Origin of the sequence: Caballeronia sp. LZ034LL (assembly GCF_031451215.1) — a bacterium.
In the GTDB taxonomy this organism is placed as follows: domain Bacteria; phylum Pseudomonadota; class Gammaproteobacteria; order Burkholderiales; family Burkholderiaceae; genus Caballeronia.
Genome location: NZ_JARUXR010000001.1, coordinates 504,055 through 525,452, shown reverse-complemented (window position 1 = coordinate 525,452; position 21,398 = coordinate 504,055). Strand labels below are relative to the sequence as shown.

Here is a 21,398-nt window from a genome sequence, read left to right as displayed (position 1 = left end):
GGCGAGTGAACGCGATTCGAATGCGGCAGGGCGAAACAGTACGGCATAAAACTCGTGCCCGTGACGCGATTTACGAATGGTAAAACCAATTACGTTTAGTGAAATTGATCGTAAACCCTAGGCACCGTGTTTCATCCGGCATATCAATATGTGAATTTGGTGCTGGACGCGGCATGACGCGCTGATACCATCGACCATTCAATCGAAGCTAGTGCGCATCCGCCCTTAGCCACGCCCCTATAAAACCGACGCCGCTTTCATGATCTCCCCATCGCTGCCCGAACTCGTTGCCCGCGCCAAGGAACATCCCTTCCTCGGGGCGCATATCGTGCTGGGCGACGACGACAAGACGGAGGAGGCCTTCGCGCACTATCGGGACGTGTGCATTGCGAGCGCGTACGAGCCGATCTTCGATGTCGGCACGCACAGCTTTCCGCAGACGCTGAGTGCGTCGCCGGAAAGCGCCGAGCGTTTCGGCGACGAACTCGGCGTGCAGGCACTGACGCTCATTCACGGCGATGCGCCGCGCGATCCCTTCGGGCAACTGGAAGACGATCAGGAGCTGGTGACGCTGGACCGGCTGTCGCGGGCGCTGCATGCGTTCAATTTCTTCGGGCCGCATCGGCCGGGGCTGCTGTTCCTGCGCGTGCATGAACGGCTGCTGAAGAGCGTGAAGTACGACCACGGGCTGCACTTCTCGTCGGTGCTGATGGAGTTCGGCATGAGCCCGTCGCGCGTGGTGATCGAACTGCCGGCGGCCGCGGTCGCGCACAAGACCTTTCTCGGCTATCTCACCAAGAGCTATCAGCACTACGGCTTCAAGGTGGCGGGCAACCTGCCGAATGCCGGGCAGATCATGGCCGTGTCCGACATGGCGCGCCTGGACTTCATCAAGATGGATGCGGGCGCGGCCCTGCGCGATTCGGTAGTGAAGCATCTCGTCGCGTATGCGCATCGGCTGCGGATTCCGCTCATCTTCTCGAACGTCGCCGATGAAGCGCAGTTCGACGCCCTGCAGCAGTTCGATGTGCATTTCGTGCAGGGACCCGTGTTCGATGCGCATCCGGTGCATGGGCGTTAAAACGCGGCGCGCCCTGCACGGCGCTACGTGCTGCGCAACCGATGCATCAGCGGCTTCAACGCCGGATACAGCTCGCGATACACCTCGAACCGGTCCGCATAGACCCGCTGTCGTTCGGCATCCGGCTGCGCCCGTTCGACGAGCGTGACCCAGCCGCCCTCGGCCGTTTCGCGCGACACCAGTCCTGCCCCGAGCGCCGCCAGCAACGCGGCGCCCATCGCCGCCTCCACATCCTGTTCGATCGACAGCACCGGGTAGTTCGTCACATCCGCGATGATCTGCATCCACAGATCGGAATGCGCCGCGCCGCCCACGACGATCAGCCGGTCATCCAGCGACTGCGCCCCGCGCCGTCCCGCCTCCATGTTGTGCTTCAGCGCGAACGCGACGCCTTCGAGCACCGCGCGATACAGCGTGGCGCGCGTATGGAACAGGTTCAGCCCGACGAACGTGCCGCTGGCGCGCGCATCCCATACGGGACTGCGTTCGCCCATCAGGTAAGGCAGGAACACGACGCCGTCCGAACCCGCCGCGATCTTCGACGCCGCTTCTTCCAGCAAGCGGTGCGGGTCGCCGTGCGGCAGCTGCTTCGCGGCTTCGACCTCGGCCTGGCAGAACTGGTCGCGATACCACGCGACGCATTGCCCCGCCGTGCTCGCCCCGCCGAATACATAGAGATCGCGCGTGCCGTTGTAGACGTGCGGCATCGACACGAGTCCGTGACGCGCATCCACCGTCTGGTTGATGTAGCCCCAGCACATGCTCGTGCCGATCATCGCGACGTGATGGCCCGCCTGCGTGACGCCCGCGGCGAAGGTCGCCACCGCGGCATCGACTCCGCCCGCGACGACCGGCGTGCCGGCGGCGAGTCCGAGCGCCTCGGCCCATTGCGCCGACAGGCCGCCCACGATCTCCGATGACTCCACCAGACGCTCCGGCATCATCGACGCCGGGATGCCGAGCATGTCGAGCGCCTGCGCCGACCATGCGCGCTGCGCGACGTCGTACACGCCGCCGAGATTGCCCGCCGAGCTGTGATCGACCGCCAGTTCGCCCGTCAGGCGCTGGATCACGAAGGCATTGGGCGGCAGGAACCAGCGCGTCTTCTGCCACACCTCCGGACGATGCTCGCGCAGCCAGAGCATTTTCGTGAAGCCGTAGTAGCTGTCCACGCCGTTGCCGGTGATCTTCTCCAGGCGCTCGACGTCGACGTTCGCGCGCACCCAGTCCACTTCAGCCGTCGCGCGGCGGTCCATCCAGATGAGACAGGGATGCAGCGGCTCCATGTGCTCATCGACGGGAATGCCCGAACCGCCGTACAGGCTGCTCACGCAGAGCGACTTCACGTCGGCGGCTGTTACGCCCTTCTCGCGCGCCTTGGCTGTGACGCCCGCGATGCACGCGCTCACCGCATCGAACCAGACCGACGGCCATTGCTCCGCCCACAACGGCTTCGGCGTGTCCGGGTGGTACGCGCTCGCATGCTGCGCGACGATCGCGCCATGCGTATCGACGAGCAAGGCTTTCGTGCTCTGCGTGCCGATGTCGATGCCGATCACGTAATTCATCTCTGTCTCCTGCATGATGTTTTTTCGCCTATCGTCTAATGTGCCGCTCAGGCTCCGAGTCAGGCCCCGGCGAGGCGCTCACGCACCTTCGTCCAATGGCCGCCGGCTTGCCTATCCGGGTTATTCCGGAGACGTGCATGCGCGCTGTCTTGCTGCGGCGCAGCGTCGTCTCCATCCTCGCGTTGCTGCCCTCTTGCACACGCCGAGGCGCGCGAATTGCGCCGCGTTGCACGACACATCACGCCTTGACATTCCCTCGAGCGAATACGATTATTCGATCATTAGATCATCAAACGAGCAAATGCTCACTCCGCCGCAATGTCCCGCGCACGCGCGCCGTTGCGACCAGCGTCCGCGAAGAACGGGCGCGCAGCCCATCAGAGGAAGAGACGACATGACTAGCGAAGCCAACGTGATCCTGCACATCGGCGCCGGGTCTTTTCATCGCGCGCATCAGGCGTGGTACCTGCACCGCCTCATCGAGACCGGCGATGCGAATGACAAGCGCTGGTCGCTCGCGGTGGGCAACATCCGCGGCGACATGAACGCCGTGCTCGACGCGCTCGCGGCCCAGAACGGCGAGTACACGCTCGAGACCGTGACGCCCAAGGGCGAGCGCGACTACGAGCGGATCAAGGCCATCAAGAAGGTTCTGCCGTGGTCGGCGGACCTCGATGCGCTGATCGCCACGGGCGCCGATCCGTCGTGCAAGATCGTGTCGTTCACGGTGACGGAAGGCGGCTATTACCTCGACGATCACGATCGGCTCGATCCCTCGAACCCGGATCTCGCCGCCGACCTGAAAGGCGGCCGGACGACCATCTACGGTGCGATCGCCGCGATTCTCGCCGCGCGCATGAAGAACGGCGCGGGCAAGGTGTCGCTGCAGAATTGCGACAACCTGCGCAGCAACGGCGATCGTTTCAAGAAAGGCATGCTCGAATTCCTGAGCCTGCGCGGCGAGACCGACCTGCGCGACTGGATGCTCGCCAATACGTCGTGCCCGAACTCGATGGTCGACCGCATCACGCCGCGTCCGACGCCCGACGTCGCCGAGCGCGTGAAAGCGGCGACCGGCTTCGACGACCGCGCGCCGGTGATGGGCGAGAAGTTCATCCAGTGGGTGGTCGAAGACGACTTCATCGACGGCCGGCCTGCGTGGGAAAAGGTTGGCGCGGAGATGGTCGACTCGGTGCATGCGTACGAGGAAGCGAAGATCCGCGTGCTCAATGCCCCGCACAGCTGCATTGCATGGGCGGGGACGCTGGTCGGCCTGCAGTACATCCATGAAGGCACGCAGGACCTGGAGATTCGCGCGCTCGCGGAGGCCTATGTCACCGACGACGTGATTCCCTGCCTCACGCCGAGTCCGATCGATCTCGCGAAGTATCGCGACATCGTGCTCGACCGTTTCAGCAATCCGTATATCAAGGACACGAACCAGCGCGTCGCGGCCGACGGTTTCTCGAAGCTGCCGGGCTTCATCGCGCCCACCTTGTCCGAGTGCTTCGCGCGCAACGTCGATCCCGCTTCGACCGCCATCCTGCCCGCGCTCTTCCTGCGCTTTCTCGAACGCTGGCACGAAGGCAAGCTGCCTTATGCCTATCAGGACGGCGTGATGGATCCGGCCGTCGCGCATGGCTATTTCACGTCGCCCGATACGGTCAAGGCCTTCGTCGCGGACAAGCAGCTGTGGGGCAAGATGGCCGGCAGCGAGGGACTCGAACGCGTGATGCGCGATGCCGTCGCCAAGGTCGACGCGTGGCTCGCCAACCGTCCGTGAGACGTTCCATCAGCGCGCGGTTATCGCCAACGTAATCGCAGCGTCAACTGCGCGCCGCGCCGCTCGGGTAATGTGCCCATGGCGCGGCGCCGCGCGTGGCGTTAAATTAGCGCCTCCCGCTGCGCGGGCCTCACACCTCGCTCATTTCCCGTTTTCCGCCGGGCGCGAACCTGGCCACGACCCAAGGGTACGTTCATGTACTTAGGCATCGACCTCGGCACCTCCGAAGTGAAAGTCCTGCTGCTCGCCGCCGACGGCAGCGTGATCGGCACGGCGGGCACGCCCTTCACCGTGTCGCGTCCGAAGCCGCGCTGGTCAGAACAGAATCCGCTCGACTGGTGGGAAGGCACGCGCGCCGCACTGTTCAAGCTGCGCGAGAAATTCCCTGCTGAATTCGCCCAGGTGCGCGGCATCGGGCTCTCGGGTCAGATGCATGGCGCGGTGCTGCTCGATTCGCAGGACCGCGTGCTGCGCCCCGCGATTCTCTGGAACGACATGCGCAGCGACAAGGAGTGCGCCGAGTTGTACGAGCGCGCGCCCAATCTGCATGAAATCGCCGGCAATCTCGCGATGCCCGGCTTCACCGCGCCGAAGCTGCTCTGGGTCGCGCACAACGAACCCGACCTGTTCCGGCAGACCGCGTGCGTGCTGTTGCCGAAGGACTATCTGCGCATGCATCTGACCGGCACCAAGGTGTCCGATCCCTCCGATGCCGCCGGCACGCTCTGGCTCGATGTCGCGCGGCGCGACTGGTCGGACGAACTGCTCGCGGCCTGCGGCATGTCGCGCCAGCAGATGCCCGCGCTGGCCGAAGGCAGCGCGCCGTCCGGCACCCTGCTGCCGGCGCTCGCGCGTGAACTCGGCCTGCCGGAAGGCGTGGTGGTCGCGGCGGGCGGCGGCGATAACGCCGCGAGCGCGGTGGGCATCGGCGCGACCGATCCGGGCGACGGCTTCCTGTCGCTCGGCACCTCGGGCGTGCTGTGCGTGATCGGCGACCGCTTCCGGCCCAATCCGGCCTCCGCGGTGCATGCGTTCTGCCATGCGATTCCGGACCGCTGGCACCAGATGAGCGTGGTGCTGTCGGCGGCGAGCTGCCTGCGCTGGGTCTGCAAGCTGACCTCGACCGACGAGCCCACGCTGCTCGCCGAGATCGAGGCGCTGCCCGCCGACATCCTGTCCTCTGCGCCGCTGTTCCTGCCGTATCTGAGCGGCGAGCGGACGCCGCACAACGATCCCTACGCACAAGGCGTGTTCTTCGGCATGACGCACGCGACCGATCGTGCGCTGCTCGGCTATTCGGTGCTCGAAGGCGTCACGCTCTCGCTGACCGATGGTCTCGACGCGCTGCAGTCGGCGGGCACGCAGGCGCGCGCGTTGTCGATGCTCGGCGGCGGTGCACGCAGCGCGTACTGGGCGCAGATGTTCGCCGACGCCTTCGATACCCCGACGCGCACCCACGGCGGCGGCGAAACCGGCGCGGCACTGGGCGCGGCGCGGCTCGGCTGGCTCGCGGCGGGCGGCGACCCGGCGACGGTGCTCGCGAAACCCGAGATCAAGCAGGAGTTCACGCCGGATGCGCAACGCCATGCGTTGTTGAGGCAGCGGCTGAAAAGTTTCCGGGAGCTGTACCAGCACGTGCGGCCGCTGTTCGATCCGGCGCGGCCGAGGCTGGCATAACGTCGACGCCAAGAGCGCTCGTGAGGGCGATCGAGTCCATGGGTGGTTCTGAATTTGGCATCACGTTGTCCAAAATAAGAACTAAAACTTAAGAGCAGACAGCCGCGCAACCACAGTGCCCAAATCCACCGAAAAACTCGACCTCGCCACGCGCGCAGCCTGGCTCTATTACGTCGCCGGCAATACCCAGAACGAGATCGCGGAGAAATTGCAGATCTCGCGCCCGGTGGCGCAACGGCTCGTCGCGTTTGCCGTCGAGAAAAACCTGATCCGCGTGCGGGTCGATCATCGCATCGCCGATTGCCTGTCGCTCGCGCGCGCGCTCAGCGACCGCTACGGCCTCGCGATGTGCGAAGTCGTGCCCGTCGACGGTGACGCGCCCGAGCAGGTCGACCGCAAGCTCGCCGTCGCGGGTGCGCAAGTGATGGAGCGCTATCTGCTCGACGAGAAACCGCTGGTCGTGTCGATCGGCAGCGGGCGCACGTTGAAGGCCTGCGTCGCGCAGATCGGGCAGATCGAGCGGCCGCAGCATCGCTTCGTGTCGATGGTCGGCGCCATCGCGCAGGACGGTTCATCGAACCGCTATGACGTGGCCCAGCAGCTTTCCGAGAAGACCGGCGGCAAGCACTTCATGCTGCCCGCACCGCTGATGGCCGACAGCGAATCCGAGCGCGCCCAGTGGGTCAATCACCGGCTGTATCGCATCGTCGATGAACTCGCGCAAGGCGCGGACGTGGCCTTCGTCGGCATCGGCAACGTGGCCGTGAACTGTCCGCTTCATGAAGACGGCTTCATCACGCGCGCGGAAGTGGAAGAGATGATCGAGGCCGGCGCAGTGGCCGAATGGCTCGGGCTGCCGATCGACGCCGCTGGCAAGCGCGTGCAGTCGAGCACCGGCGCGCGCGTGACGAGCCTCAAGCTCGACTCGCCGCCGCGGCGTCCCACGATCGGCTTCGCGGGCGGCCAGCGCAAGCTCGATGCGCTGATCGCCGCGTTGCAGGGGCAATGGCTGTCGGGTCTCGTCACCGACGAACTGTGCGCGAAGGCCGCGCTCGAAGCGTAACGCCTCAGAAGTCGATCTCGGCCTCGACGTCCTGCCCCACGTGCAGCGCCATGCCCTCGCCCGCGAGGACAATCGCGTTCTTGCCGAAGGTGAGCTTGCCGCCCATCTGCTCGCTGGCGCGGTAGGCGCTCATCGTGTCGAGCGGCTCGTGCGGCCACGCGGGATCCGCCGCGCCCGTGTCCTGATCGATGGTCGGCATCGGGCAACGCGAGCAGAGCTTGACGAGCTTCAGCTGCGCATCGCCGATCCGCATCTCACCGACGAAGTCTTCCTCATACGCATCGAGTCCGCCGACGACCAGGTTCGGCCTGAAGCGGTTCGCGGGAATCGCGGGCGCGCCCTTCGCGACGAGACGCGCGTTGAGATCATCGAGCGAGGCCTGGCTCATCACGAGCAGCGGAAAGCCGTCGGCGAAGCGCGTATGCGTGCTGAGCGGCGCGGTCCAGGTTTCATCGACCACACGCCGCACCTGCGGCGCAAAACGGGCCAGCCGTGCCGGCATGTCGAGGAACGCGCTGAACCACTGCGCCGTTTCCTCGCCGGTATCCAGCGCATCGAAGCTGTCGCGCCAGACGGTCGTGCGCAAGGGCTGCGCATCGACGAGCGCTTCGGCGCGCAAGGGCGTGCGCAGCGTCGGCATGCCGGGCGCGTCGAGCACGAGTGAATCGTCAGCGAAGGCTGTCCGGATCAGCGCCATGCGCGGATGCGCGCGCTGCGTGAGCATGCCGCCGGACGGATCGGTGATCATCCAGTGGCGGTCGTATTCGAGACCGGTTTCGAGCAGCGTCGCGCGCTTCAGGGCGATGCCCGCGCAGGACTTGACCGGATAGACAAAGAGTTCGTTCAGGACGGGCATGGCGATGTCGGTGGGAGCGCGCCGGCTGTCGGACGCAGCCGGTCGCACACGCGATTATCCTACGTCGGCTAAAAAACACGGCGCCGTTCCTGCGAACGGCGCCGTCGTCATGCCCCTGTGCCGCGATGGTGCGATGGTTCGACGCTTCAGGCCGCCGTCGCGTGCTCACGCTGCCAGCCATCCACGACCTTGCGCGTGAACGCCTGCCCTTCCGCGTTGAACAGATGGCAGTGTTCCGCCGAGGCGCCGAGCTTGAGCTTCTCGCCGCGCGCATGCTTTTCGAGCGGCGGGATGCGCGAGATCAGGCCATCCGGCGCGACATCGGTTTCGGCATAGAGATAGGCCGCGTCGCCGAGCGTCTCGACGGTCATCGCCGAAGCCGACACGCCGTACTCGCCCGCTTCGGGCGAATTCGGCTGCAAGTGCTCGGGACGGACGCCGACGGTCACGGTATCGCCCGGCTTGGCATTGCCCGGCAGCACGCCGGCCAGTTGCGTCTCGCCCGTCGCGTACTTGACCAGCACGCCGTCGTTCTGCACGGCGGCCACGGTGCCGGACATGAAGTTCATCTTCGGCGAGCCGATGAAACCCGCAACGAAGCGGTTCGCCGGCGCGTGATACAGCGTGTTCGGCGTGCCGACCTGCTCGATGTTCCCCGCCGACAGCACGACGATCTTGTCGGCGAGCGTCATCGCCTCGACCTGATCGTGCGTCACGTAGATCATCGTCGTTTTGAGGTCGTCGTGCAGGCGCGCGAACTCGAGCCGCATCTTCACGCGCAGCGCGGCGTCCAGGTTCGACAGCGGTTCGTCGAACAGGAACACCTTCGGCTTGCGCGTAATGGCGCGGCCGATGGCGACGCGCTGCCGCTGGCCGCCCGAGAGCGCCTTCGGCTTGCGATCGAGCAGATGGTCGATGTGCAGGATCTTCGCGGCGTTCTTCACGGCGGCGTCGATGGCCGGCTTCTTCTCGCCGGCCAGCTTGAGGCCGAACGCCATGTTGTCGTACAGCGTCATGTGCGGATAGAGCGCATACGACTGGAACACCATCGCGATGCCGCGCTTGGCGGGCGCGAGTTCGTTGACGCGCGTGTTGTCGATCATCAGCTCGCCGCCGCTGATGTCCTCCAGCCCGGCGATCATGCGCATCAGGGTGGACTTGCCGCAGCCCGACGGGCCCACGAACACGACGAACTCGCCGTCGTTGATGTCGAGGTTGATGTTGCGCATCACCTCGGTTTCTTCATAACGCTTGCTGATGTTGCGCAGGGTCAGGCTAGCCATGATGTGTGTCTCCCATGTCGAACGACGCGTCTTGCAGCCATTGCGCCACGAGCGCCGGCAAGCGCGTCATGTCGTCGAATACCACGTGTGCGCCCGCTTGCTGGAGCGCGCCAATCTGTCCTTCCGTCGCATGTCCGCCGCCGATGAAACCCAGCACCGGCATGCCCGCCGCGCGCGCCGCCGTCACGCCCGTCACGCTGTCCTCGACCACCAGGCAGCGCAGCGGATCGATGCGCATCGCGCGGGCCGCCGCGAGATACACATCGGGCGCGGGCTTCGGGTTCTCGACCATGTCCGCGCAGAAGCGCCGCGCGCCGAAGAAGCGCACGAGGCCGGTGCGTTGCAGCACCGCATCGACATAGGTCGAGAAGCTGTTGCTCGCGCAGGCCTTCATGAACGGCACGGCCGCGAGCGCCTCGGCGATGCCCGGCACCGTGGGCGCCTGGATCGCCGCCGCCTCGACCGCGCGCCGGATCGTGACCACCTGATCGTGCGTCAGCGTGCGGCCCACCGTGTCGGCGGCGCTCGCGAGCACCGCCTCGATGCGCAGCCCGAGCAGCGGCATCACGACCGGCTCGACATTGACGCCCGGCCACAGCGCCTGCAGCTCGGTGACGAGCATGCGCGCGGCGACCGCCTCGCTGTCGATGAGCACGCCGTCGCAATCGCAGATCAGCAGGCGATCGTCGAGATTGGCTTCGTTGGAGGGTGTGAGATTCACGAGCGCGCCCTCACTTCACCGCGCCAAAGGTGAGACCGCGCACCAGTTGCTTCTGCGACAGCCAGCCGACGATCAGGATCGGCGCGACCGCCAGCAGCGAGGCCGCCGAGAGCTTGGCCCAGAACAGCCCTTCCGGACTCGAATACGACGCGATGAACACCGTGAGCGGCGCCGCGTTCGAGCTCGACAGGTTGATGCTCCAGAACGCCTCGTTCCACGACAGGATAATGAGCAGCAGGCCCGTCGAGGCCAGGCCCGGCAGCGACATCGGCATCAGCAGGAAGACGATTTCCTGCCAGGTCGACGCGCCGTCGATGCGGCCCGCTTCGAGAATGTCCTTCGGCACTTCGTTGAAGTACGTGTAGGCCATCCAGACGGCGATCGGCAGGTTGATCAGCGTGTAGACGATGATGAGGCCGGACACCGTGTCGAGCAGGCCCGTGTTCTTCCACAGCAGGTAGATGGGCACGAGCACGCCGACCGACGGCATCATCTTGGTCGAGAGCATCCACAGCAGGACTTTCTGCGTCTTCTTGGTCGGGAAGAAGGCCATCGCGTAGGCGCAGGGCACGGCGAGCAGCAGGCAGATCACCGTGACGCCGACCGAGATCAGCACCGAATTCCACGCGAAGCCGAAGTAATTGCTGCGCGCGAACACTTCGCGGAAGCTGTCCAGCGTCGGCGTGAAGAACAGCGACGACGAATACGCCTGCTGCTCGGTCTTGAACGCCGTGATCGTCATCCAGAAGATCGGGAAGAACAGCAGGATCGACGCGATCCACGCCACGATGCCGGGCACGACGTTCTTCACATGCTCCAGCGCGGACGTGCGCGGCGCGCCGCTCATGGCTTGAGTGCGGACGGGTGTGCTCATGACTCGTACTCCCCCTTGAGGTTCTTCGCGAGCATTCTCACGAGGAAGAACGCAACGATGTTGGCGAGAATGACCGCGAGGATGCCGCCCGCCGATGCCAGGCCGACGTCGAACTGCTGCAGGCCGAGTGCGTAGATCAGGTAGGACAGGTTGGTCGTCGCGGTGCCGGGGCCGCCGCCCGTGGTCGTGTAGATTTCCGCGAAGATCGACAGCAGGAAAATGGTTTCCATCATCACGACGACGGCAATCGCCCGTTTCAGGTGCGGCAGCGTGATGAAGAAGAACATCGCGAACGGACCCGCGCCGTCGATGCGCGCCGCTTCCTTCTGTTCCTGGTCGAGCGACTGGATCGCCGTGAAGAGGATCAGGAAAGCGAACGGCAGCCATTGCCACGAGACGATCACGATCACCGCGAAGAGCGGATATTCGGCAAACCAGTCGATCGGCTGCATGCCCAGCGAGCGCATCAGTCCCGCGATCAGGCCGTACACCGGATGCAGGATCATGTTCTTCCAGATCAGCGCCGAAACGGTCGGCATCACGAAGAACGGCGCGATCACCAGCAGCCGGGCAATGCCCTGCCCCCAGAACTTGCGGTCGAACAGCACCGCGAGCAGCACGCCGCCCACCACGGTGATGACGAGCGTCGAGATGATCAGCGTGAGCGTGTGGGCGATGGACGGGCCGAACGCCGGATCGGTGACCAGGAACTCGAAGTTGTCGAGGCCGGCGAAGCCCTTGACGTCGGGATTCAGCAGGTTGTAGCGCGAGAACGAAAACCAGATCGTCATCGCGAGCGGGATGGCCATCCAGAGGAACAGCAATCCGGTGGACGGCGAGATCAGCCAGCGCACCGACTTCGCGCGCCGCTTGTCGCGCTCGGCGGCGGACTCCTCCAGATGATGATCGGTGATGGGGGGATTCAGTTGACTCATCGTGTCACCTCTCGATGATTGACGCCGGCGGACCGCCCCGTGACGGGACGGCCCGTGTACCGCGATGGATGAAGCGCGTTACCGCATGCAGCGTGCTTCTCTTACTTCTGATACCCGGCCTGCTTCACCGCGCGATCGGCGGCGGCGTTGCCGGCCTTCAGCGCGGCATCGACGCTCGTCTGGCCCGCGACCACGCCTGCAATCGACTGGCCGACCACCGTGCCGAACGACTGGAACTCCGGAATGCCGACGAACTGGATGCCGGTGTAAGGCACCTTGTGCAGCGTCGCGTCGTTCGGATCGGCGGTTTCGATCGCCTTCAGCACGAAGTCGCCGAACGGCGCGGCCTGCTTGTACTCGGGCCGTGCGTAGGTGGACTTGCGCGTGCCCGGCGGCACCGAGGCCCAGCCTTCATCCTTGCCGACCATCTCGATGTATTCCTTCGACGTCGCCCACGCGGCGAACTTCTTCGCGGCGTCCTGCTGCTTCGAGGTCTTCGGAATGGCGAGCGACCACGACCACAGCCAGTGCGAACCCTTCGGCGTGACGGCAATCGGCGCCGCCGCGAAGCCGATCTTGTCCGACACCTGCGACTGCGCCTTGTTGTAGAGCATGCCGGCGGCGACCGTGGCGTCGATCCACATCGCGCACTTGCCCGACGACATCAGCGTGAGGTTCTCGTTGAAGCCGTTCGAGCTGGCTCCCGGAGGACCGTCGCTCTTCAGCAGGTCCGCGTAGAACCCGACCGCCTTTTTCCATTCCGGGGTATCGAGCTGCGCCTGCCACTTCTCGTTGAACCACTCGCCGCCGTAAGTGTTCACCACCGTAGACACGAAGGCCATGTTCTCGCCCCAGCCCGCCTTGCCGCGCAGGCAGATGCCGTACTGGCCCTTCGACTTGTCGGTGAGCTTGTCGGCGAACTGCTTGATCTGGTCGTAGGTCGGCTGGTCCGGCATCTTGAGGCCGGCGGCCTGGAACAGGTCCTTGCGGTAATACGTCATCGAGCTTTCGACGTAGAACGGCAGCGCGAACAGCGTGCCGTTGTAGGAGAGGCCGTCGCGGGCCGTCTTCACGACATCGTCGAGATCGTAGTTGGCGGGCAGGTTCGTCATCGGCGAGAGCCAGCCGCGCTTGCCCCATTGCGGTGCCTCGTAGGTGCCGATGGTCACCACGTCGAACTGGCCGCTGTTGGTCGTGATGTCGGTCGTGGCGCGCTGGCGCAGCACGTTTTCCTCGAGGATCACCCAGTTCAGCTTGATGTCGGGATTGGCTTTCTCGAACGCCGGCGAGAGCTTCTTCAACTCGATGATGTCCGGATTGTTGAGCGTCGCGATCGTGATGGTCGCGGCATGCGCCGACAGCGGCACGAGCGCGGCGGCAGCCAGCGCCGCCGACAGCGCCCCGCTCGCGAACGGTGCGCGGCGCGCGCGCGGTTGGACTCGAACGATGCGTTGGGTGCGTTTCATGAGGTTCGTCTCCTTTTTGTTGGCACGGACGCCGTGGAGGGTCGCGCTGCAATGACCGCGGGCGCCGTGGTTGCCGCTGACTGCTTTTGAAGGTGTGCGACCGGAATCGCGCGTTTGTCGTTGCGTTTTTTTCGTTGCGTTTACCGTTGCGGGTGCTATCGGGTGTGCTGTTGCGTGTGCCGCGCTTCGTGTCTGCTGTGACGCCGTTTCACTATAGACGGTGCTTCCTGTGCTTCAAGCCGCATGCAACGCGCCGCGCCGCGTCAACTCATCCAGTTGCCGCCATCGACGTTGAGCGTCTGCGCCGTGATGTAGTCCGCATCCGCCGAGGCCAGGAACAGCGCCGCGCCCGTCAGGTCGGCGGGCAGGCCCATGCGCCCGAGCGGCACTTCCTCGCCGACGAGCCGCTTCTTCTCGCCGATCGGCCGGTTTTCGTAGCGCGCAAACAGCGCGTCGACGTCCTTCCACATCGGGGTATCGACGACGCCCGGCGCGATGCCGTTCACGTTGATGCGCTCTTTTGCGAGCGCGAGCGCCGCCGATTGCGTGTAGCTGATCACCGCCGCCTTGGTCGCGCAGTAATGCGACACGAGCGCCTCGCCGCGCCGTCCGGCCTGCGATGACATGTTGATGATCTTGCCGCCCCGGCCCTGTTCGACCATGCGCTGGGCGACGGCCTGCATCAGGAAGAACATGCCCTTGACGTTGACCGCGAAGAGGCGGTCGTAGATGTCCCAGGATTCGTCGAGCAGCGGGCGCATGTCGAACAGCGCCGCGTTGTTGAAGAGAATGTCGATGCCGCCGAAGCGCTCCACCGTGCGCCCGACGATCTGCGCGATGTCCTCGCGGCGCGTGACGTCGGCCTTGAGCGCGAGCACGCGCGTGGCGTCTTCCGTGAAGCGCCGGGCGAGTTCGTTCTCGTCCCGCACGTCGACGACGACGACCTGCGCGCCTTCTTCCAGATAGCGCCGCGCGACCGCCTCGCCGATGCCACCGCCGGCGCCTGTGATGATCGCGACCTTGTCTCTCAGTCTCACAGATGTCTCCGATTTCTTCCGCCGCACTCACGCGGGTGAGCGAACGCTCCACGAGTGAGCAATTGCTCTTAGTTTGATCGAATGATCGGCGCTGCGCGGGATCGTGTCAAGGCATCGGCACAGGTTTCGATGCTGCGACGCGCAATCAGTCGTCTTCCTCGGGGAAACCCCATCTGGCATGGCGCGAGAGGAGCAACACACGTTCCTGTACGGACTGTTTTTGCTTCGCGCATGCGGCCAAGCGTTGTTGATTTGTGACGCTTGGAGGCTTTCAAAATCACGTCGATGTCGCTTAGGCTGGTTTGCCTGGATTAAGTCTTAACTCAAGGCGCCGACTTGGCTTCCCATTAGCAGTCTTTTGCCAGGATACGGCAAACAATCTTCTCGATCACTTAATCAACGGCAGCAACTTCAATCATAAGACAATGACATTATCCAGAAGCATGAAACGAAATATCGGATTAGTGTTCACGACACTTCCGCTGGCGCTCCATTCGATTTTAACTTCCGCAACCTGCGTTCAGACAACCGACAGTTCATGGACGATCAATGCAAGTGAAGCAACGGATTCCGCAAAACGGCTGGTCTGGAAGCGTTGTGCCGTGGGTATGGAATGGAATCAGCGCAACGGACGCTGTACCGGAGATCCGTTGGGCTTGAGCCATGACGAAGCGAAGAAAGCCGCGAAACGAACCGGACCGGGCTGGCGCCTGCCGACGGCCGAAGAGCTGGGCGGTTTGAGACGAAGGACCTGCAGCGGCCCGAAGATCGACGCCAAGGTCTTCCCCGCCGTCGCCGCCTCGGATTTCGGCGAGGGCGCGAATTTCTGGAGCGCCACCGCCGCGGAGATTCCGGGCACGCTCTATTACGTCAATTTCACCGATGGCGCCTACGACTTTCACAGCACTGGTTTCTCGTTATCGGTTTTCCTCGTCAAGAATTTATAGCTGACAGCTTGCAGTCGTTATCGCGGCCGAATGCATTAACAGCAGTTAAATCCTGACAAGATTTAGTTAAGGCAAATTAATCGCGATTTTCAGCAGTGAATTCGCTTGTCTAAAAACAAAACTTTACGAACACATAACGAGAAATCGGGATTGGCTCGTGATTTAATTTTTACGGACAAGGTGCTCGCCACCCGTGCTTTTCGGCGCAGCCGTTTTCCATCGATCATCAATCAATCGCGGCGGACATCACGCCTTTTTTTAGCGGCCGTTCATGACCTTCTCATTCATCGCGGTACCTCATTCAGGGCGCAAGCCTTCACCTTCTCTCGCGAATCTGCAAGGCGAAGGCGAATGCTTCGAGATTGCAGGCTGGCAACTCTGGCTGAAGACATGGCGTGCCGAGTCGTTCGCGGCGCTCTCGCACGTGGAACGCCACCAGACGCATGTGCTGATCGGAACCGTCACGAACATCGACGAACTGCGCGTGCTCGCCGCCACGATTACCGCCGAGGCGCTCACCGCGAACGACGCCGCGGTCCTGCACACCCTGCACAAGACGTACGGAGACGCCCTCTTCGCCATGGTCGAAGGGCCGTACACCTTCCTGACCTTCGGCTCGCGCGGAACGCTGGCGGTGAAGACCGACGCCCACGGCCTGCAGCCGGTGCATGCGGTGAGCGGACGCGGCGCGTTCTGGCTGACCTCGGAACTGAAGAACGTCGCGCGTTGCCGGCGCGATGAACTGGACTTCCTCCCCGAGGATGACGTGCTCGCTCATGACAACCGCGCAGACACGTTCCTGCCGCTGCGCAACGGCGCACGCCTGCGGCCGGGTTCGGCGTATTCGTTCGGGTCTGACGGCCGCGAGCATCCTGTCATGCACTCCGTCAGCTATCTGGGCCATCGGCTGGCCGCGCCGCAGCGCTTGCGCCGCGAGCACGCCCGCGAACTGACCTATTCCCTGCTGTCGGACTCCATCCGGTCGCTGTCGCGCTGTTCCGGGCCGCTGTCCATTCCGCTATCGGGCGGGCTCGATTCGAGCATGGTCACCGCCATCGCGGCGCGCCACCGCGACGACGTCAGGACCCTCGCGATCGGCACCGGGACCAGCAACGAATTTCCGTTCGCCCGCATCGTCTCGCGCCACGTCCGGACCACGCACAGCGAACAGACCTTCACGGACCAGGAGATCCTGCGCGGCGCGCACGAGGCCATCTACTACAACGAGATCTTCGACGGCCTGTCCGCCGAGATCCAGGCCAGCCTGCTGTGCCTCTATCGAACGCTCGAGGGCATCGGCGGACGCGTCATCACCGGCTATGGCTCCGACCTGCTGTTCGGCGGCGTCCTGAAACCGGGCAGCGCAGCCGCCGACGCGAACCCCGAACTCTGGCGGCAGATCTATCGCACGCGCTGGACCGGCGAGTTCTCGCCGTTCGGAGCGAATCGCTTCGGGCTGGACGTGCATCACCCGTTCTGGACGCCGCGGCTTGTCGCGTTCGCACTGAACCTCGCGCCCGACATGAAGGTCGCGGCCGACGAAGTCAAGGTGATGTTGCGCGAGTGCGCCGCGGAGCACGCGCTGCTGCCGGACGAGATCGTGTGGCGCAAGAAGATCGGCATTCACGAGGGCTCGTCGGTCAATCAGATCTACGCGTCGCATATCGGCGTCGATACCGGCGACTACGTCGGCAAGACCCGCTACACCTATCGCCGTTATCGCGCCTTGCTCAGCGGAGAAGACGCGCTTTGAGGCATGCGCCGTGACGCGAGTTACTTCAACGAAGCTCAAGGAACCGCAAGGAAGCGAAGGAGGACAGGCATGGCAGCAGTTTCCGAAGCAGACGAAGGCAGCATCCGCGTCATCACGTTGCGGCACGCCAATCGCAACAACCCGTTCAGCGCGGAACTCGAAGACGGCGTCAAGGCCGCGCTCGCCCGCGCCGACCGCGATCCGAAGGTCGGCGCGGTGGTCGTGACCGGCGGCGAGGACCGCTCGTTCAGCGCCGGCGGCGACTTCAACGAAGTGCGCCTGCTCAAGGGCGGCTCGGATGTCGACGACTGGATCGATCGCGTCACGGACCTGTACCTGAGCGTGCTGAGCGTCGAGAAACCCACGGTGGCGGCCATCGACGGCTACGCCATCGGCATGGGCTTCCAGTTCGCGCTGATGTTCGACTGGCGTCAGGCCGCGACCACGGCGGAGTTCCGCATGCCCGAACTGCGTCATGGCATCGGCTGCTCGATGGGCGTCGCCATTCTGCGGCATGCCATCGGCCATGCGGCGATGCAGGACATCGTCTTCGCCTGCGAGCCGATTCCCGCCGAACAGGCCGCGGACTACCGGATCGTCAACCGCCTCTCGCGGCCCGACGCGCTGCTGCATGACGCCATCGTCCGCGCGGAGACGCTCGCGAGCTATCCGCAAGTGCCGTATCGCGCGACCAAGGCCACCATCGTCGCCGGCATGCGGGAGGTGCTGGAGCAATCGGCGGAAGCGTCCCGGCGCGTGCATCGCGCCGCCTTCGCCGCGCGCAGTCCTCATGCGCACTTTGCCCGCGTGCTGGGCGACGAACACGCCGGAGCCGCCACGCGATGAGCCACGCGATGAAACCCGGCGCCTTTCTCTCGCGTCCGCTGGATGCCCGCTCACCGGTTCCGCAGGGCTTCGCGACCTTCGTCGCGAGCGCCGGCATACGGAATCACACGCGCGACATCGCCGTCGTGCATGCCGACGCGCCGTGCGCCGTGGCCGGCGTCTATACGCGCAGTCACTTTGCCGGCGCGGCCGTGCGGGCGTCCCGCACGCAACTGGCGAAGGGCAGCGCCCGCGCGTTGCTGGTCATCTCCAAGAACGCGAACGTCGCGACCGGCGTCCAGGGCGAGGCGGATCTCGATCTCTTGCTGGAGACGCTGTCACAGCAGCTTTCCATCCCGCGCGATGACATCCAGACGGCGGCGACCGGCGTGATCGGCAAGCGGCTGCCCGTCGAGCGGATCGGCGCCTGTCTCGCGCAGACGCGCGAACGTCTGTCCCGGCCACCCGACTTCCTGTCCTTCGCCGAAGCGATCATGACCACCGACACCACGCGCAAGGCCGTCGCGATGCGTGTGGGCAAGAGCGTGCTGGTGGGCATCGCGAAGGGCGTCGGCATGATCGAGCCGGACATGGCCACGCTGCTCGTCTACTTCTTCACCGACGCGCGCATCCCCCAGCCCGCCCTCCAGTCGATGCTGACCCAGGTGGCGGACCGCACGTTCAACTGCATCACGATCGACTCCGACACTTCCACGAGCGACAGTTGCGTCGCCTTTTCGAGCGGGCTTGCCGGGCCTGTCGAGACGAATGCCTTCGCCGACGCGCTGCTGGACGTCGCCTCGCACCTGGCCATGCTGGTGCTGCGCGACGGCGAAGGCGTGACCAAGGTGTTCACGACGACCGTCGAGCATGCCGAGTCGGATGCCGTCGCGCGCGCCGTCGCGAAATCCATCGCCAATTCGCCGCTCGTCAAGACGGCCATCCACGGCGCGGATCCGAACTGGGGCCGCGTCGCGATGGCCATCGGCAAGTGCGACCGCAAGTACCAGATTGATCCGCAGCGCACCCGCATATCGATCTGCGGTACGTGCGTGTATCCCGCCGTCATCGACGAAGCCACGCTCTCGGCGTTGCGCGGAACGATGGCGGCGGCGGAGCGCATCGATATCCGCGTCGATCTGGCAGCCGGACACGGCCGTGCCGAGGCATGGGGCTGCGACCTGTCGCCGGCCTATGTCGAACTGAACAGCCACTACACCACCTAGTGCCGGATTCCTCGCCGCACCGGCTTAAAAAACTTCCCGTTGTTTGTCATCAGCATGGAGCATTGAATGGATACACGCGTACGGCTTTACGAAAGGGAATCGGTGCTGGCGTCCGGTTTCGGAGCAATCCTCAACCGCGAGGCGTTCCTTGCGGCCGACCCGGAAGACATCAAGTCGATCCTGATGGAGAAGGGCTTCGTGCTCGTCCGCGATCTCGACTTCGAACGACAGGACTTCCTGAACCTGTATGCACGCTACGGCAACATCGTCGCGTATGTGAACGAGCGGGAAAAGGTCGGCTACGGTTATCGGGACACGCTGGAACTCGACGGCGATCAGCGCAAGATCGTCACGGGCCGCGGTCAACTGCCGTTTCATGCGGACGGCGGCCTGCTGCTGAGTCAGGTCGACCTCGTGTTCCTGTACGGCGCGCGCATCGAGAACATGCGGTTCCGCGGCGCCACGCTGGTCACCGACCACGTTCTCGCGTGCGAGGAACTGCCGCTCCATCTGCGCAACGTGCTGGAGGAAGAAACCTTTGAAGTACGGGTGACGGAGCGCGGCTATTACGTCGACGTCTCGCCCGAAGGCTGGTTCAAGGTGCCGGTCTTCACGGATCTCGGCTGGGTCAGGAAGATGCTGCTCTACTTCCCGTTCGACGAGGGACAGCCCGCCAGCTGGGAACCGCGCATCGTCGGCTTCACGCCTCACGAGACGAAGAAGTTCTACACCGAGCTTTCGCAGTTCTTCAAGAACCCGCGCTACACCTATACGCATCACTGGCGCCGCGGCGACCTGCTCATTACCGACAATCGCCGCAGCATTCACGAGCGCGAGGAGTTCAACGATCCCGCCATCGAACGCGTGCTCTGGCGCGGACAGACGGCGGAGACAGGTGCATCCGGGCCGGTGCGCGATATCGGTCTGGGCTGATTGGCACGCCTCTTCACACGACTTTTGCCGCACTTCGCGCCATGCCCCGGCCAATCGATGATCGGCCGGCGCGTGGCGCTTTCTGGCTCACCTGTTCAGAGGACGCATGGAAACACTCGGCACAATCGACATGACGCAGCGCCTGGTTCCGCTGGATGACTCGCGTTCGGGCATCGTGCAGTTGACACTGCACGGCACGACACCGGCCAACGTTCTCGATACGGCGGCGCGGCAGCGCATCATCGTCACGCTGGAAGCGGCTGCGGCCGATCCGGAAGTGGCCGCGTTGATCCTCTCCGGTCCCACGGGCGGCGCGTTTTGCGGCGGCGGCGATGCGCAAGAAGTGTCGAACCTGAACAGCGAGTCGGACGTCGATGTCTGGCTCGACAGCATCATGGCGCTGTATCACGCCATCCTGAGGTTTCCGAAGCCGGTGATCGCCGCCATCGACGGTCAGGTGAAAGGACAAGGCCTGCAACTCGCGCTGCTGTGCGATATCCGCATCGCGGCCTACGGCGCGCGTTTTTCCGAGCCCGAACTCGCGCAGGGCGTGAGCTGTGCCGTCGGCGCGGCGATGTTGCGGCACTTCGTGCCGCATGGTGTGGTGTCGGAAATGGTCTATGGCTGCAAGGAGTTCGGCGCCATCACCGCGCTCGAACACAGTCTGATCAACTTCGCGGTGCGCGAACACGAACTGATGCCCATGGCCCTGCATTGGGCCCGCCGGCTGGCGGATCACGCGCCGGCCGCGTTCGCGCACACCAAGGGCATCATCGCGCAAAACCTGATGCAGGCGCTGACCGCGTGCCTGCCCGCCGCCCGCGCGACCCATCGGCAACTGCTGGTGCGTCCATGCGCATGACACCGTACGCGATCCTGTGCGGCCTGTGTCTCCTCGCGACAGGGACCGCGAACGCGGCGCTTTCGCAGGCAGCGGCTCCCTGCGCATCGGAAGGCAAGTTCCTGCGTGCCGTCGCGACCTGGCCGGATGTTCGAAGCGCCATCGACGCACGCCTTCCGTATGGATCGAACGCGTCGCAGGCGTCGCCGACGCCCTCGCCATTCATGGAAAGCACCCGGGCGCTGCTGAACGAATCCGGCCATGGCGAAGTGCAGGACGCTTTTCGCTCACTCTCGCAGCTTGCGCGGAACGGCGATCCTGAGGCAGCGTTGCTCGTCGGCTTCATGCATGCCCAGGGCATCGGCACGCCCACCAACTACTGCGCCGCCCAGGCGTGGTTCTGCCGGGCGGGCGACGGCGGTATCGAGGAAATCAAGCACGCGATGCGAAACCGCTGCCCCGAATCTCAATGACGTTTTTCCACTACCGCGCCGAGCGACGCCCGCTCGCCCCACTTGCCTGACCAGAA

At 64.7% G+C, this 21,398-nt stretch carries 19 protein-coding genes; 11 read left to right on the top strand and 8 right to left on the bottom strand.

The window, feature by feature from the left end; genetic code table 11:
• Positions 1-259: 259 nt before the first annotated feature.
• Positions 260-1,081, top strand: a complete 822-nt coding sequence (locus QCE83_RS02425) for an EAL domain-containing protein (protein WP_309807413.1) — start codon at positions 260-262, stop codon at positions 1,079-1,081.
• A gap of 23 nt (positions 1,082-1,104) precedes the next feature.
• On the opposite strand, the gene QCE83_RS02420 is transcribed toward QCE83_RS02425, so the two are convergent.
• Positions 1,105-2,649: an FGGY-family carbohydrate kinase gene (locus tag QCE83_RS02420; protein WP_309807412.1), complete on the bottom strand. Its 1,545-nt coding sequence runs from the start codon at positions 2,647-2,649 to the stop codon at positions 1,105-1,107.
• Positions 2,650-3,043: 394 nt separating this feature from the next.
• On the opposite strand from QCE83_RS02420, the gene dalD reads away from it, so the two are divergent.
• The 3 genes from dalD (at position 3,044) to QCE83_RS02405 (ending at position 7,172) form a co-directional block, all read left to right on the top strand.
• Positions 3,044-4,432: a D-arabinitol 4-dehydrogenase gene (gene dalD / locus QCE83_RS02415; RefSeq protein ID WP_309807411.1), complete on the top strand. Its 1,389-nt coding sequence runs from the start codon at positions 3,044-3,046 to the stop codon at positions 4,430-4,432.
• 195 nt (positions 4,433-4,627) lie between these two features.
• A complete protein-coding gene (gene xylB, locus QCE83_RS02410) occupies positions 4,628-6,109 on the top strand; it encodes a xylulokinase (RefSeq protein WP_309807410.1) in 1,482 nt (493 codons plus the stop codon).
• A 115-nt stretch (positions 6,110-6,224) separates the two neighbouring features.
• Positions 6,225-7,172: a sugar-binding transcriptional regulator gene (locus QCE83_RS02405; protein ID WP_309807407.1), complete on the top strand. Its 948-nt coding sequence runs from the start codon at positions 6,225-6,227 to the stop codon at positions 7,170-7,172.
• Between the two features lie 4 nt (positions 7,173-7,176).
• Here QCE83_RS02405 and QCE83_RS02400 read toward each other — a convergent pair whose 3' ends face one another.
• From QCE83_RS02400 to QCE83_RS02370, 7 genes are all read right to left on the bottom strand, one after another.
• The gene (locus QCE83_RS02400) at positions 7,177-8,028 is read right to left on the bottom strand and encodes an MOSC N-terminal beta barrel domain-containing protein (protein WP_309807405.1); all 852 of its coding nucleotides are present in this window, start codon (positions 8,026-8,028) and stop codon (positions 7,177-7,179) included.
• A 146-nt stretch (positions 8,029-8,174) separates the two neighbouring features.
• The gene (locus QCE83_RS02395; protein WP_309807404.1) at positions 8,175-9,311 is read right to left on the bottom strand and encodes a sn-glycerol-3-phosphate ABC transporter ATP-binding protein UgpC; all 1,137 of its coding nucleotides are present in this window, start codon (positions 9,309-9,311) and stop codon (positions 8,175-8,177) included.
• Positions 9,304-10,032 carry an HAD-IA family hydrolase gene (locus QCE83_RS02390; RefSeq protein ID WP_309807403.1) on the bottom strand — a complete coding sequence of 243 codons (729 nt, stop codon included), beginning with the start codon at positions 10,030-10,032 and terminating at the stop codon, positions 9,304-9,306. The genes QCE83_RS02395 and QCE83_RS02390 overlap by 8 nt, the downstream gene beginning before the upstream one ends.
• A 10-nt stretch (positions 10,033-10,042) precedes the next feature.
• Positions 10,043-10,906 carry a carbohydrate ABC transporter permease gene (locus QCE83_RS02385; RefSeq protein ID WP_404984110.1) on the bottom strand — a complete coding sequence of 288 codons (864 nt, stop codon included), beginning with the start codon at positions 10,904-10,906 and terminating at the stop codon, positions 10,043-10,045.
• Positions 10,903-11,841 (bottom strand): sugar ABC transporter permease, encoded by a 939-nt coding sequence (locus tag QCE83_RS02380; RefSeq protein ID WP_309807402.1) that lies wholly within the window; start codon positions 11,839-11,841, stop codon positions 10,903-10,905. Before QCE83_RS02380 ends, QCE83_RS02385 begins: the two co-directional genes overlap by 4 nt.
• 101 nt (positions 11,842-11,942) lie before the next feature.
• Complete coding sequence (locus tag QCE83_RS02375; protein ID WP_309807401.1) at positions 11,943-13,307, bottom strand: sugar ABC transporter substrate-binding protein; 1,365 nt, start codon at positions 13,305-13,307, stop codon at positions 11,943-11,945.
• A gap of 263 nt (positions 13,308-13,570) precedes the next feature.
• Positions 13,571-14,344: an L-iditol 2-dehydrogenase gene (locus tag QCE83_RS02370; RefSeq protein WP_309807400.1), complete on the bottom strand. Its 774-nt coding sequence runs from the start codon at positions 14,342-14,344 to the stop codon at positions 13,571-13,573.
• A gap of 443 nt (positions 14,345-14,787) precedes the next feature.
• Here QCE83_RS02370 and QCE83_RS02365 point away from each other — a divergent pair, with 443 nt between their 5' ends.
• From QCE83_RS02365 to QCE83_RS02335, 7 genes are all read left to right on the top strand, one after another.
• The gene (locus tag QCE83_RS02365; protein ID WP_309807399.1) at positions 14,788-15,291 is read left to right on the top strand and encodes a DUF1566 domain-containing protein; all 504 of its coding nucleotides are present in this window, start codon (positions 14,788-14,790) and stop codon (positions 15,289-15,291) included.
• 271 nt (positions 15,292-15,562) lie between these two features.
• Positions 15,563-17,044, top strand: a complete 1,482-nt coding sequence (locus QCE83_RS02360) for an asparagine synthetase B family protein (RefSeq protein WP_309807398.1) — start codon at positions 15,563-15,565, stop codon at positions 17,042-17,044.
• A gap of 69 nt (positions 17,045-17,113) precedes the next feature.
• Positions 17,114-17,890: an enoyl-CoA hydratase/isomerase family protein gene (locus QCE83_RS02355; protein ID WP_309807396.1), complete on the top strand. Its 777-nt coding sequence runs from the start codon at positions 17,114-17,116 to the stop codon at positions 17,888-17,890.
• The gene (argJ, locus tag QCE83_RS02350; protein WP_309807394.1) at positions 17,887-19,095 is read left to right on the top strand and encodes a bifunctional glutamate N-acetyltransferase/amino-acid acetyltransferase ArgJ; all 1,209 of its coding nucleotides are present in this window, start codon (positions 17,887-17,889) and stop codon (positions 19,093-19,095) included. Before QCE83_RS02355 ends, argJ begins: the two co-directional genes overlap by 4 nt.
• A 66-nt stretch (positions 19,096-19,161) precedes the next feature.
• Positions 19,162-20,028, top strand: a complete 867-nt coding sequence (locus QCE83_RS02345; protein ID WP_309807393.1) for a TauD/TfdA family dioxygenase — start codon at positions 19,162-19,164, stop codon at positions 20,026-20,028.
• A 106-nt stretch (positions 20,029-20,134) separates the two neighbouring features.
• Positions 20,135-20,890 (top strand): enoyl-CoA hydratase-related protein, encoded by a 756-nt coding sequence (locus tag QCE83_RS02340; RefSeq protein ID WP_309807392.1) that lies wholly within the window; start codon positions 20,135-20,137, stop codon positions 20,888-20,890.
• Entirely contained in the window at positions 20,881-21,342 is a 462-nt protein-coding gene (locus QCE83_RS02335; RefSeq protein ID WP_309807391.1) for a hypothetical protein, read from the top strand. The genes QCE83_RS02340 and QCE83_RS02335 overlap by 10 nt, the downstream gene beginning before the upstream one ends.
• The last annotated feature ends 56 nt before the right edge of the window (positions 21,343-21,398 follow it).